Source organism: Streptomyces tubbatahanensis (assembly GCF_022699385.1).
GTDB lineage: Bacteria > Actinomycetota > Actinomycetes > Streptomycetales > Streptomycetaceae > Streptomyces > Streptomyces diacarni.
Window position 1 is genome coordinate 7025982 of record NZ_CP093846.1, and the last position, 13390, is coordinate 7039371.

Below are 13390 nucleotides of genomic sequence, written 5' to 3' on the forward strand. Positions count from 1 at the left end.
CGCGCTCCATCCATCACCGAAGGGACATCGCATGGCCGAGGTCGTCGAGCTGGTCACTTACCCCGTCAAAGGGTGCGCCGCCGTCCCGCTGCGGGAGGCCGCCCTCGAACCCGCCGGCATCGCCGACGACCGCGGCTTCCTGGTGACCACGTCGGAAGGGGTGGGCCGCACCCAGCGCCGCGACCCCGCGCTGGCCCTCATCGGCCCCGAGGTGACCCGCACGCCCGTGGGGGAGCGGCTGACGCTGCGCGCGCCGGGGACCGAGGCCGTGCACGTCGAGGTCGAGCTGGCCGGGCCGCGCCGGGAGGTGGACATGCTGGGACGGCCGCTGCGCGGCATCGACCAGGGCGACGAGGCGGCCGACTGGCTCTCGGAGGTCCTCGGCTCGCGCAGCAGGCTGGTACGGGTGCCGCCGGAGAACGGCAGAGTCACTGACGGGCTGACGCCCGGCACCTCGCGGTACGCGGACAGCTGCGCCGTCCATCTCGTCTCCCGCGCGAGCCTCGACCACCTCAACAAGAGGCTCGCCGACCGGGGCGCCGAACCGCTGCCGATGTCCCGCTTCCGGCCCAACATCGTGGTCGACGACTGGGACGAGGAACCGCACGCCGAGGACAGAACACGGCGGCTGCGGATCGGCGGGGCCGAACTCGGCTACGCGAAGCCGGCCATCCGCTGCGCCGTCACCCTCGTCGCGCAGGACTCGGGGGCCAAGCGCGGTCCTGAGCCGCTGCGCACCCTCGCCACCTACCGCCGCGCGGCCGAGGGCGGCGTCGTGTTCGGCGTCAAGTTCGCGGTGCTGCGCCCCGGAACGCTCGCGGTCGGTGACCCGGTGGAGGTGACGGACTGGTCCGCGTCCGAGCTGTAGCGCCGGCCGGGGTCCGCTTCCGAGCTGTAGCGCCCGCCCGGTACCGCGTCCGAGCTGTAGCGCCCGCCGGGTACCGCGCCCGAGCTGTAGCGCCCGCCGCGGTCGGCGAGCGCGCGCAGCGCCCGCACGTACGGGCTGTGCCGTGCGGGCCGCGTCACCGTGCCGGAGCAGGCCAGCTCCGCCCGGTCCAGAGCGTCCCTGAGGCAGGCGTCGTGCAGCGGGCGCCACACCAGTGGCCAGCCGAGGCGGGCGGGGCCGCGCGCCGTCATGGCGAGCGTGTGACGCAGCAGGGTGCGCCGCGCGTCGAGCGCGAAGGCCGCGAACTCGTGGAAGCCGTCGAAGCCCCGTGGCCCGGTGAACGTGAAGCGCACCCAGGTCGCGGGGACATGAGCGGCGACGGTGTAGCGGACCGGGCCGTGCCCGCCCGCCGCGCCCTCGGCCAGCGGCCCGTCGAACCGCATCGCGGGCCACATGCCGTGCGGCCACAGCCGGTCGTCCTCGCAGGACAGCGAGTCCAGCAGTGCGCCCACCTCGCTGCGGGGCGCGGGCAGCAGCCGCTCGTGCACGTTGCAGACCTGCATGGTGTCCTCCGTTGCCCTCGCACGCGTTCTAGAGAGAAGCCTCCAATACGGTCAGGCTACGCTGCCGCACATGGCCAGGCCACCCCGTTTCGACACCGACCGACTTCTCGACGCCGCCGTCCGCCTGGTCGCCACCGCAGGGCCCGGCGGCGTCACCATGGCCGCCGTCGCCCGGGAGGCCGGAGCGCCCAGCGGCTCCCTCTACCACCGCTTCCCCGGCCGCACCGCGCTGCTGGCCGAGCTGTGGCTGCGCACGGTGGAACGGTTCCAGGACGGCTTCCGGCGGCACCTGTCCGACCAGCCCCTGTCCACAGCGGAGGCGGCGCGCGTGGCGGGCCGCGCCGCCGCACGGCACGTCGTGGCCTGGAGCCGCGCCCACCCGGACCAGGCAGCCCTCCTCGGCTACGGGCCCGAGGACTTCGGCCGCGCGCACTGGTCCGAGGAACACCGCAGGCGCGCCGACCGGGGCAACGCGCGGGTCTTCGCCGAGGTCGGCGCGCTCGCCGAGCGGCTCGGCGCCCACGGTGCGGAGGCCACCGAGCGCCTCACCCTCGCCCTGATCGACCTCCCGCTCTCCGTCATGCGCCGCCATCTGCGCGCGGGCGGCGCCCTTCCCGGCTACGCCGAGTCCCTCGTCGAGGACTGCGCCGAAGCCCTCCTCGCCACGGTGTCCGAGCCGCGCTGACGCGGGATCCGGAGAGTCCGGAGACGTTCCCGACCCTCGCCGTACAGCTGCGCTCTCCCTCCCCGTACGGCAGATTCCTCCCTCCCCGTACGGCAGGTTTCTCCCTCCGCCGCCGGGCTACCCGCCCCGGGCCGTCGGGGTCGGGCCAGCGGCCCCCTCGGTCCCGGGACGACCCGGGGTGCTACCGGAACAGCGATGTGGAGAGAACCCGTGCCCCCAGCCAGGAACATCACGCGTGGCCAGGTCGAGCACGAGACGGCCCCACAGCAGCGGACGGCCGCGCCCGCGCGGCCGGTCCGGCAGGAGCCGGCAGCGGACGTCGCGAACGTCTTCGTGCTCGGTATGGACGAGACCAACCGCACCACACTCGAGGCGGTACCGGGAGCGGAACACTGCCGCTTCCACCCGCTGCTGAGCCCCGAGGAACTCCAGGAGGACGAGGTCTCGGTGCCCGGCCTGCTGGAGCGGGCCCGCGGGGTCCTCGACTCCTTCGACGGGAGCGTCGACGCCGTCGTCGGCTACTGGGACTTCCCCGTCTCCACCATGATCCCGCTGCTGGCCGAGCGGTACGGCACCCGCAGCACGGGGCTGGAGTCGGTGGTCAAGTGCGAACACAAGTACTGGAGCAGGCTGGAACAGCAGAAGGCCATCGACGAGATACCCCGCTTCGGCAGGGTCGACATGGAGGCGGCCGAGCCCGAGCCACCCGAGGGCGTCCGCTTCCCCATGTGGGTCAAGCCGGCCCTGGCCTACTCCTCGGAGCTGGCCTACGGGGTCGAGAACATCGAGCAGTTCCGCGAGGCCGTCGCGAAGATCAGGGAGGGCATCGCCCGGGTCGGCAGGCCGTTCGAGTACGTCCTCGACCAGATCGAGCTGCCCGAGGAGATGGCCGGAGTGGGCGGCATGGTCTGCCTGGCCGAGGAGACGCTCACCGGACTCCAGGTGGCCGTCGAGGGATACGTCCACCAGGGCGCCGTCACCGTCTACGGGGTGCTGGACTCCATCACCTACCCCGACTCCTCGTCCTTCCTGCGGCACCAGTACCCCAGCAGCCTCCCGCCGCAGGTCCAGGAGCGGCTGATCGACGTCTCCGAGCGGGTCATCCGGCAGATCGGCATGGACGCGGCCACCTTCAGCATCGAGTTCTTCTACGACCCGGGCACGGACGCGATCAGGCTGCTGGAGATCAATCCGCGGCACTCCCAGTCGCACGCCGAACTGTTCGACTTCGTCGACGGGGTGCCCAACCACCACTGCATGGTGGCCCTCGCCCTCGGCCGCGATCCGGCCCTCCCGTACCGCGCGGGTCCCTACGAGTGCGCCGCGAAGTGGTACCACCGCTGGTTCACCGACGGCGTGGCCCACAGCGTGCCCTCCGCGCGCCAGATCGCTCGGGTGGAGGAGGAGATCCCGGGAGTCGTCATCGACGTCGTCCCCGAACAGGGACAACAGCTGGCGAACCTGTCCCAGCAGGACAGCTACAGCTACGAACTCGCCCACGTCTTCACCGCGGGAGCGGACGACGACGAACTGCGCGAGAAGTACGACCGCGCCATCGCGGCCCTCGGCCTGCACGGCACACCGCCCGGCGGCGAGAACGGCGAGAACAGCGACGCTCCACAGGAGTGACGACCAGCGAGCCGGACGCGGCGGCGCACCGGCGAACGACAGCGCCCCGCGTCCGGCCGACAGCGGCCACCGACCCGGCCGCAGCAGCGGCCATCCACCCGGCCGACCGCACCACGGGAAGGAGGCGGACCGCGCCCATGCGCACCGTGCACAACCTGCCGTACGAGACGAAGGAGGAGACCACCAGCGTGCCGCTCCCGGACGGCACCCGGCTCTCCGCCCGCATCTGGCGCCCCGTCTGCACGGACCAGGAACCCCTGCCCGCCGTGCTGGAGTACATCCCCTACCGCCAGCGTGACCTGACGGCCGTACGGGACTCGATCCACCACCCCTACCTCGCCGGGCACGGCTACGTCTGCGTCCGCGTCGACCTGCGCGGCACCGGCGACTCGGACGGGGTGCTGGAGGACGAGTACCTGGAGCAGGAGCAGCAGGATGCGCTCGACGTCCTGCAGTGGCTCACCGAGCAGCCCTGGTGCGACGGCAACACCGGCATGATGGGGATTTCCTGGGGCGCCTTCGCCGCGCTCCAGGTCGCCGCACTCCAGCCTGAGAGCCTGCGCGCCATCGTCATCGCCTCCTTCACCGACGACCGGTACGCCGACGACATGCACTACATGGGCGGCGCACTGCTGTCGGACAACCTGGCCGAGGCGGGCACCATGTTCGCCTACGCCACCTGCCCGCCCGACCCCGCCGTGGTCGGCGACCGCTGGCGCGAGATGTGGCGCGAACGGCTTGAGGGCACCGAGCCGTGGGTGCTGGAGTGGCTGCGCCACCAGCGCCGCGACGACTACTGGCGGCACGCCTCCGTCTGCGAGGACTACCAGGCCGTGCGCTGCCCGGTGCTGGCCTCCAGCGGCTGGGCCGACGGCTACTCCAACGCCGTCACCCGCCTGCTCGCCCACCTGGACGTGCCGCGCCGCGGACTGATCGGCCCCTGGTCGCACAAGTTTCCGCACCTGGGCGAGCCGGGCCCGGCCATCGGCTACCTCCAGGAGGTGGTCCGCTGGTGGGACCACTGGCTCAAGGGCGCGGACAACGGCGTCATGGACAAACCCGTGCTCAGCGCCTGGATGCAGGACAGCGTGCCGCCCTCCACCGCTTACGAGGAGCGGCCCGGCAGGTGGGTGACCGAGCCCGAGTGGCCCTCGCCGCAGATCGAGGAGGCCGTCCACCCGCTGACGCAGTACCGCATCCGCCCGCCGGGGGAGCCGGCCGACGAGGGCGGCCCCGGCGAGCCGCTGACGGTGCGCTCCCCGCTGTCGGTCGGCCAGTTCGCCGGCAAGTGGGCGTCGTACAACGCGCCGCCCGACCTGCCCTACGACCAGCGGGAGGAGGACGGGGGCTCGCTGGTCTTCGAGACGGACCCGCTCACCGAGCGCGTGGAGATCCTCGGCTCGCCCAGCGTCGAGCTGGACCTGACGGCCAGTGAACCGGTCGCGCAGGTGGCCGCGCGGCTGTCCGACGTCGCCCCCGACGGCAGCGCCACCCGCGTCACCTACGGTGTCCTCAACCTCAGCCACCGCGAGGGCACCGGCACGCCGGAGCCGGTGGAGCCCGGGGCGCGCTGCCGCGCCACCGTGCGGCTCAACGGGGTCGCGCAGGCCTTTCCCCCCGGGCACCGCATCCGGCTGTCGCTGTCCACCTCGTACTGGCCGCTGGCCTGGCCGCCGCCGCGCCCCGTGCTGCTGAGCGTCCACCAGGACTCCAGCAGCCTCACGCTGCCGATCCGCAGCCCCCGCGCCGACGGGGAGGCCCCGCGCGGCCTGTTCGGCGAGCCCGAGGGCGCCGCGCCGCTGACGACCACGACGCTCACCCCGCCGGAGGAGCGCTGGGACGTCAAGCGCGACCTGATCGACTACCACCACGAGCTGGAGATCGTGAAGGACCGCGGCTTCGAGCACCTGGACCACATCGGTCTTGACGTCGGCCGGCGCGCCTACGAGCGGTACACGGCGGTGGCCGACGACTTCACCTCCGTCGGTGGCGAGTCGACGTGGACCATGACGTTCCGGCGCGACGGATGGGAGGCCAAGACGGTCACCCGTACCGTACTGACCTGCACCGAGCGGGACTTCCACGTGCACGCGACGCTGGACGCCTACGTGTCGGGGGACCGCGTCTTCTCCCGCACCTGGAACGAGACGGTGCCCCGGGACTGCCTCTGAGCCTCATCCGACGCTTGAGCTGGTGGGCGGGGGAGAGGTACGGCATCAGCCGAGGTGCCGGGAGAAGAACCTCAGCGTGCTGTCCAGTTCGAATGCCGGAATCGCCCCGTGCTCGCCGGGGTTGGCGTGCAGCGTCTTCTCGGTCGAGGCGAAGGCGTCGAACAGCGCCATGCTCTGGGCTCGCGGCACCCGCTCGTCGTCCCACTGCACCAGGAACTCGACCGGGACGGTGATCGCCTCGGCGGCCTCGGCCGAGGCCGCCGCCCCGCCCAAGCCCAGTACCGCCGCGCGGATCCGGGGCTCGGCAGCGACGAACGGAACGCCGAGGCCGCACCCCAACGAGACCCCCCAGTAGCCCACCCCACCGGCGCCGACGTGGTCGAGCTGCTGGACCGCGTCCAGGGCCGCCCGCCATTCCGGCACGGTCTGGCGTGCCACGCGCGCCTGGAACCCGGCGATCAGCTCAGCCGGCTCTGCACCGGCCTCGATGCGAGCCTGGTTCCCGGTCACGATCCGGTCGTACTCCTCGACCTTCGGCCGGTCGCCGTGGGCGGGCGCGTCGAGGGCCACGACCGCGAAACCGAGCTCCGTCACGAAGCGGCGTGCGCGGACCAGGATGCCGGGGGCCTTCTTGTGCTGCCCGCCGCCGTGTCCCATCAAGAGGAGTGGACGAGCGTCGACGGCGCCTTCCGGCGTCCACAGCACGCCGGGGATCTCGCCGAGTTCGAAGAGCTGTTCGCGGACGCCGTCGGACGACGTCTCAGAGAGGAAGCGCATAGCGTTGCAAGCCTTTCGGGATGCCTCTGCGGGCGCTCCCTAGGCCATGCAGGAGAGGGAGGCCCGACCTGTCGCAGCGTTGATCGGTCTCACCTCCTCGGTTCGCGGCAGTGCACGGCGGCAGAAACGTATCACGAAGGACTTCCCCTCGGGCCCGGGCAGGCGAACAGGCATGCGAGCCCCGTCTGACGCAGCACCAGGACAGCGGGACCTGGCAGGGCGCGCCGCCCGTGCCGGGCCATCGGCCCGGCGGCGCGCCCCGGGGCGCCGGGGGGAGGGGGACGCCCCGGGACGGGGAGGTCAGGGCACTACGACGATCTTGCGGCCCTTGCCCTCCGCGAACCGGTCCAGCGCCTCGGGGTAGGAGGCCAGCGGGAGCCGGTCCGAGATGAACACCTCCGGGTCGAGGATGCCGCCGGCGAACAGCTCGGCCGCCCGCTCGTAGCTGTGCAGCACCGCCATCGATCCGGTGATGGTGATCTCCTGGTTGTAGATGCGGTACGGGTCGATGGTGGCCCGCGTCGCGTAGTCGGCGACCCCGAACTGGAGGAAGGTGCCCGCCTTGGCCACGCGGCCCAGGCCGTCCTGGATGGCGGCCGCGTTCCCCGTGGCGTCCACCACCAGGTCCCAGCCGCCGGGGCGGTCCAGCTCCTCGGCGGTGGCCGCGGCGCCGCTGCATCCCAGGGAGCGCGCCGTTCGAAGGCGCTCGGGGTTGAGGTCGAGCACCTCCACACTGGCGGCGCCGGTGCGCTTGGCCAGCTCCAGCATCATCAGGCCCATCGTCCCCGAGCCGTAGATCAGCACGTGCGAACCCAGCTGGCTCTTCAGCACGTCGTAGCCGCGCACCGCGCACGACAGCGGCTCGATCAGGGCCGCGTCCTGGGTGCGCACGTTCTCGGGCAGAGGCACGCAGTTGGCCACCGGCGCCACCGCGTACTCGGCGGCGCCGCCGGCGCGGCTCACCCCGATCGCCGCCCAGCGCTCGCACAGGTTGTTGTGCCCTGAGCGGCAGTAGCGGCACTCGTAGCAGTACAGGGAGGGGTCGACGGCCACCCGGGTGCCCTCGGACAGCTCGGTCACCTCGCTGCCGAGCGCCACCACCTCCCCGGCGAACTCGTGTCCGGGGATCACGGGCAGGGTCGGGGCGAACTCCCCCTGGAGGATGTGCAGGTCCGTGCCGCACAGCCCGCACGCGGCCACCTTCACCACCACCTCGCGGGGCCCTGGTGTGGGGTCGGGAACCTCCGTCAGGGAGACCTTCCCCACGGACTCGACGAGAGCGGCCTTCATTTCACGGCTCCTAGCGACAGGCCCTGGACCAGCTTGTCCTGGGCGGCGAACCCCGCGGCGAGCACCGGCAGGGAGATCACGAGCGACGCGGCGCACACCTTGGCCAGGAACAGGCCCTGGCTGGTGATGAAGCCGGTCAGGAAGACGGGCGCCGTCTGTGCGACGACCCCCGTCAGCACCCGCGCGAAGAGCATCTCGTTCCAGGAGAAGATGAAGCAGATCAGCGCGGTGGCGGCGATCCCGGGCGCGGCGACGGGTGCGACGACCCGCGCCAGGATGGTGGGCAGCCGGGCGCCGTCGAGCTGTGCCGCCTCGATCAGCGCGACCGGCACCTCGGCCAGGAAGGACTGCATCATCCACACCGCGATCGGCAGGTTCATCGAGGTGTAGAGGATGACCAGCAGCCAGATGTTGTCGAGGAAGCCGGTGTTCTTGGCGAACAGGTAGATCGGCAGCAGCCCGGCGACCACCGGCAGCATCTTCGTGGACAGGAAGAAGAACAGGACGTCGGTCCACTTGCGCACCGGCCGGATGGACAGCGCGTAGGCGGCGGGCAGCGCCAGCAGGAGCACGAACAGGGTGGAGACCACCGAGGCGGTCAGCGAGTTGGCCAGCGCCGGCCAGGGCCCCGACTGCCAGGCCCCGCCGAAGAACTCCCGGTAGCCGTCCAGCGTCAGCGGGGCGGCCAGGGACGGCGGGTTGGTGGCCGCGTCCGACTCCGAGTGGAAGGAGGTGAGCACCATCCACGCGATCGGCAGGAAGAAGACGAGCCCGCACACCCACGCCAGCAGGCCAAGCAGCGCGTTCCTGCGCCGTACCGTGCGCGGGGCGGTGACCGCGCGCGCCTTTCTCGGGTCGGCGACCGTGACGCTCGCACTCATGACCGGGCCTCCTCACGGAAGAGGGACGAGACCACCCGCAGCGCGAGGGTGGCGATGATCAGGGAGCCGAGCACCACCAGGACCCCGGCCGCGGACGCCAGTCCGTACTCGTGGCCCTGGTAGAAGGTCTGGTAGATGGTGTACGGCAGGTTGGCGGTTCCCAGCCCGCCGGAGGTGATGGTGAAGACGGCGTCGAAGTTCTGCACGATGTAGATGGAACCCAGCAGCGCGCCCAGCTCCAGGTAGCGGCGCAGGTGCGGCACCGTCAGATAGCGGAAGATCTGCCAGGCGCTCGCCCCGTCGATGCGGGCCGCCTCCAGGGAGTCGGCGGGACGGCTCTGCAGCCCGGCCAGCAGGATGAGCATCATGAACGGCGTCCACTGCCAGATCAGCGCCACCTCCACCGCGCCGAGCGGCATCTCCGCCACCCAGTCGGGCTGCGGCCCGTCGTCTCCGAACACCCAGGTCAGCATGCCGTTGAGCAGCCCGTACTCCGGGTTGTAGAGGACGTGTTTCCACAGCAGCGCCGCCGCCACGGGAACCAGCAGGAACGGCGCGATCAGCAGGGTGCGCACCAGGCCGCGGCCCTTGAAGGTGCGGTCGAGCAGCAGCGCCAGGCCGAGCCCGAGCACCAGGCTGGTCAGCACGACGACGGCGGTCAGTATCGCCGTCGTGATCACGGACTCGCGCAGCGCCGCGTCGCCGAGCACCTCCCCGTAGTTCTCGAAGCCCCCGAACCGGCGGGCCTCCGGGTACAGGGCGTTCCAGTCGAAGAACGAGACCACCAGGGTGGCCACGAACGGCAGCTGGGTGACGACGATCATGAACACCAGCGCGGGCAGCAGCGGCGCCCTGGTGACCCAGGCGCGCAGCTTGTTCGGCGGGCCCTGCGGCTTCGTGGCGGGCTTGGCCGCCGCTGACGGGCGCTCGTTGCGGGCTCCGGGTGCCGGAGCGGTCGTCGGCGTGCTCATCGGCCCCGCCCCTCGTAGTCCTCGGAGATCTCCTCGGCCAGTGCCTGGGATTTGCGCAGCGCCGTCTCGACGGACTGGCGGCCCGCGATCGCCGCGCTGATCTCCTGCGAGACCTTGGTGCCCAGGTCGGCGAACTCGGGGATGTCCACGAACTGGATGCCGATGGTCGGCCGCGGCTGCACGCCGGGGTCGCGGGGCTCGGCGCCTGCGATGGCCCGGCGGGTGACCTCACCGAAGGCGCCCGCCTCCTTCTTGTACTCGGGCAGCTTGTAGGTCGAGGCGCGCTTGCCCGCCGGGACGTTGGCCCAGCCGAACTCCTCGCCGACCAGCCGCTCGTACTCCTTGCCCGACGCCCAGGAGATGAACTTCCAGGCCTTGTCCGGGTTGCGGCTCGCCTTTTGGATGCCCCACGCCCAGCTGTAGAGCCAGCCGGAGCTCTCCGTCTTGAGCGTCGGCGCGGGCACGTACCCGATCTTGCCCTTGACCTTGGACTTCGACCCCTCCAGGGAGCCGGCGCCGGCCGTGGCGTCGTACCACATGGCGGTCTTGCCCTGCGTCATGTTGTTCAGGCATTCGGCGTAACCGGCCTGGGCGGCGCCGGATTCGCCGTGCTTGCGCACCAGGTCGACATAGAACTTCGTCGCCTTCTTGAAGGCGGGGTCGTCCAGCCGCGCCTTCCAGTCCTTGTCGAACCACGTGCCGCCGAAGGTGTTGACGACGCTCGTCAGCGGCGCGATCAGCTCGCCCCAGCCCGGCAGCCCGCGCAGGCATATGCCCTTCATGCCGCTCTGCGAGCCGTCCACCTCGGCCGCAAGCTCGGCGACCTGCGGCCAGGTCGGCTCCTTCGGCATCGTCAGGCCCTCTTCGGCGAAGACGTCCTTGCGGTACATCAGGAAGGACGACTCACCGTAGAAGGGCTGCGCGTAGACCTTGCCGTCCTCGCCGCTGAGTGACTCCCGCACCGGAGGCAGGATGTCCTGCTGGTCGAACGACTTGTCCTTGCGGGTGTACTGGTCCAGCGGCTGCAGCCACTCGTTCTTCGCGAAGATCGGCGTCTCGTAGTTGCTGAGGGTGGCCACGTCGTACTGGCCCGCCTGGTTGGCGAAGTCCTGGCTGATCTTGTCGCGGACGTCGTTCTCCGGCAGCACCGTGAAGTTGACCTTGATGCCGGTCTCCTTCGTGAAGTGGTCCGCGGTCAGCTTCCGCAACTCCAGCATCTGCGGGTTGTTCACCATGAGGACGTTGATCGTGTCACCCCCCTGCCCCAGCGCCCCGGCCCCGGCACAGGCGGGAAGCGTGAGCAGCACGCCCGCCGTGGCGGTCGCGGCCAGCGCCCGGGCACGGCGTGGTCGGTGAGGTGTCCGGCTGAGCTGTCTGCTCCGACGGCGCATGGAAACTCCTGGCGATATCGACATGGGTACGGCGTCGGCGGGCGTACGAGGACGACCGCCGGTCCGGGACGGGGGGCGGGGGTGGAGCGCTCGGGCGGGACGGGTCAGACTCTGATGACCTGCGGCCCCTGGAGGGCGTAACGGTGTGCTTCTTGTGCGGGCAGCCCGGTGGAGGTGACCAGCGCCTCGAAGTCGCCCACCTGGGCGAAGCGGCAGAAACTCACCGCGCCGAACTTGGTGTGCGGACCGGCGAAGACCCGCCGCCGCGCCGCCCGCACCGCCTGCGCCTTCACCTCGCTGACCGCCGGGTCGGGGGTGGTCAACCCGTGCTCGCGGGAGATGCCGTTGGCGCCGACGAACGCCAGGTCGATGACGAATCCGGCCAGCATCTTCGTCGTCCAGTGCTCGACGGTGGCCAGCGTGCCGCCCCGCACTCGTCCGCCCAGCAGCAGCACGGTGAAGTCCCCCGCACTCGCCAGCACGTTCGCCACCGGCAGTGAGGCCGTCACCACCGTCAACGCCCGGTCCGTCGGCAGCGCCTCGGCGATGAGCTGCGGAGTGAACCCCTCGTCCACGAAGACCGTCTCCGCGTCCCCGAGCAGTTCGACGGCGGCCGAGGCGATCCGCCGCTTCTCCGGCACGTGCATGGTGGTGCGGAAGGCCAGCGTCGTCTCGAAGCCGGCACTCTCCACCGGATAGGCGCCTCCGTGCGTACGGCGCAGCAGACCGTGTTGCTCCAGGACACGCAGATCGCGGCGCACCGTCTCCTTGGCCACGCCGAGATCGTCGGCGAGTTGGGTCACCTCGACGGAGCCCAGTCGTCGTGCCGTACCGACGATCTGCCGCTGCCGCTCCGCCGCGCTCATGGCTCCGTGCTCCTGTTCGTCCCGCCCCGGCCGGTCCCCGCGGGCTCCGTTCGGGCACCGGGCTGCCCGTTCCTGCCCGTGTGCAGAGTTGTACCGGCCCTGGGTGGGGCACCACCAGCCCTCCGGTCGGGCAGATCGTGCCCGCTTGTGCCCGTCTCCCCCTGCCCCCCACGGCGTGCCGTCCCAGGCCCGAGCCGCATCCATGCCCTGGCCCTGTGCCCGTATCCGGCCCGCCCGCGCCCGTTCGGGGCCCGCCCGCCTTCCCATGGCCCGCACGGGCACCACGCGACGCGGGGGCCGGACACCACCCGGGCGCCCGGGCGGGCCGTGGCACGTCGCGTCGGCGTCGGGTACCGCCCATCGGGGGCGCCCGGTACCTCTGCCCGGGTGAAAGATCGGCCGAGCCGAACGGATCGTCAGCCCGGGGAGCGCCCGGAGGAGTTTGCTACCGCCCTGACGGGCTTTCCTCTGACCCCAACAGAGAGTCTCCGGACTCGACGGTAAGGACCTGATTCAGATGCGTAAGACCAAGATCGCCACCTTCGGCGTCCTCACGGCGGCCGCGGTCGCCGTCCCGGCAACTCCCGCCTTCGGGCAGGAGGCGCAGTCCGCCGGCACGCACACCCACGCGGAGGCCACCGCGCGGACCCAGGGCACCACCGGGTACGAGACGCAGGGCACCACCGGGTACGAGGTGCAGCCCGGTGACACCCTCTCCCAGGTCGCACAGCGCCACGGGACCACCTGGCAGGAACTGGCCGAGCGGAACAGCCTTCCCGATCCCGACCGGATCTTCCCCGGTCAGCGACTGGAGGTCACCGGAGCGAGTACCCCGCAGCCGGCCCCCTCGGCGCCGCCTCCGGCGCAGGAGGCAACCCCCGAGACTCCGCAGACCTCACAGGCCCCGCAGGCCCAGGAGGAGCAGTCACAGGAGGAGGCGGCTCCGCAGGCCACGCGGTCCAAGCCCGCCTCCTCGGCCGCCTCCATGTCGGAGAACGCGGCGAAGGCGGAGATCATCCGCCGGGAGTCCAGCGGCAACCCCAACGCCCAGAACGGCAAGTACTACGGGCTGTTCCAGACCGACCAGCCCTGGGGCAAGGGCACGGTCGCCGAACAGCACGCCGGCGCCGAGCGCTATGTCGAGGACCGCTACGGCTCCTGGCAGGCGGCGCTCGCCTTTCACAACAAGCACGGCTGGTACTGACCCGCCGGGCCCGGGGCCCGCTCGCGGGCCCCGGGCGGGCACCGGGATCCGGTGTCCGGAAATCCCGGCGCGGCCG

Annotated in this window: 11 protein-coding genes and 1 pseudogene; 5 read left to right on the top strand and 7 right to left on the bottom strand. The window is 71.8% G+C overall.

What is annotated here, in order from left to right; all coding sequences use genetic code 11:
* Positions 1 to 31 precede the first annotated feature (31 nt).
* Entirely contained in the window at positions 32 to 868 is an 837-nt protein-coding gene (locus tag MMF93_RS30100; RefSeq protein ID WP_242756321.1) for an MOSC domain-containing protein, read from the top strand.
* 98 nt (positions 869 to 966) lie between these two features.
* Here MMF93_RS30100 and MMF93_RS30105 read toward each other — a convergent pair.
* Positions 967 to 1449: pseudogene (locus MMF93_RS30105) on the bottom strand (SRPBCC family protein); the annotation flags it as partial.
* A gap of 70 nt (positions 1450 to 1519) precedes the next feature.
* Between MMF93_RS30105 and MMF93_RS30110 the strand changes: the two are divergent.
* From MMF93_RS30110 to MMF93_RS30120, 3 genes are all read left to right on the top strand, one after another.
* On the top strand, positions 1520 to 2134 hold the full coding sequence (locus tag MMF93_RS30110) for a TetR/AcrR family transcriptional regulator (protein ID WP_242756322.1): 615 nt from the start codon (positions 1520 to 1522) through the stop codon (positions 2132 to 2134).
* Between the two features lie 342 nt (positions 2135 to 2476).
* On the top strand, positions 2477 to 3763 hold the full coding sequence (locus MMF93_RS30115; protein ID WP_242757854.1) for an ATP-grasp domain-containing protein: 1287 nt from the start codon (positions 2477 to 2479) through the stop codon (positions 3761 to 3763).
* Positions 3764 to 3900: 137 nt separating this feature from the next.
* Positions 3901 to 5934, top strand: a complete 2034-nt coding sequence (locus MMF93_RS30120; RefSeq protein ID WP_242757855.1) for a CocE/NonD family hydrolase — start codon at positions 3901 to 3903, stop codon at positions 5932 to 5934.
* A 45-nt stretch (positions 5935 to 5979) separates the two neighbouring features.
* On the opposite strand, the gene MMF93_RS30125 is transcribed toward MMF93_RS30120, so the two are convergent.
* The 6 genes from MMF93_RS30125 to MMF93_RS30150 form a co-directional block, all read right to left on the bottom strand.
* Positions 5980 to 6711 carry a dienelactone hydrolase family protein gene (locus tag MMF93_RS30125; RefSeq protein WP_242756323.1) on the bottom strand — a complete coding sequence of 244 codons (732 nt, stop codon included), beginning with the start codon at positions 6709 to 6711 and terminating at the stop codon, positions 5980 to 5982.
* A gap of 300 nt (positions 6712 to 7011) precedes the next feature.
* Positions 7012 to 8001 carry a zinc-dependent alcohol dehydrogenase family protein gene (locus MMF93_RS30130; protein ID WP_114022454.1) on the bottom strand — a complete coding sequence of 330 codons (990 nt, stop codon included), beginning with the start codon at positions 7999 to 8001 and terminating at the stop codon, positions 7012 to 7014.
* On the bottom strand, positions 7998 to 8882 hold the full coding sequence (locus MMF93_RS30135; RefSeq protein WP_242756324.1) for a carbohydrate ABC transporter permease: 885 nt from the start codon (positions 8880 to 8882) through the stop codon (positions 7998 to 8000). The genes MMF93_RS30130 and MMF93_RS30135 overlap by 4 nt, the downstream gene beginning before the upstream one ends.
* Positions 8879 to 9853, bottom strand: coding sequence for a carbohydrate ABC transporter permease (locus MMF93_RS30140; RefSeq protein WP_242756325.1), 975 nt, complete (start codon positions 9851 to 9853; stop codon positions 8879 to 8881). The genes MMF93_RS30135 and MMF93_RS30140 overlap by 4 nt, the downstream gene beginning before the upstream one ends.
* On the bottom strand, positions 9850 to 11244 hold the full coding sequence (locus tag MMF93_RS30145) for an ABC transporter substrate-binding protein (protein WP_242756326.1): 1395 nt from the start codon (positions 11242 to 11244) through the stop codon (positions 9850 to 9852). Before MMF93_RS30145 ends, MMF93_RS30140 begins: the two co-directional genes overlap by 4 nt.
* A 104-nt stretch (positions 11245 to 11348) precedes the next feature.
* Positions 11349 to 12110 (bottom strand): DeoR/GlpR family DNA-binding transcription regulator, encoded by a 762-nt coding sequence (locus MMF93_RS30150; RefSeq protein ID WP_114022450.1) that lies wholly within the window; start codon positions 12108 to 12110, stop codon positions 11349 to 11351.
* A gap of 517 nt (positions 12111 to 12627) precedes the next feature.
* Here MMF93_RS30150 and MMF93_RS30155 point away from each other — a divergent pair.
* Complete coding sequence (locus tag MMF93_RS30155) at positions 12628 to 13314, top strand: LysM peptidoglycan-binding domain-containing protein (protein WP_242756327.1); 687 nt, start codon at positions 12628 to 12630, stop codon at positions 13312 to 13314.
* The last annotated feature ends 76 nt before the right edge of the window (positions 13315 to 13390 follow it).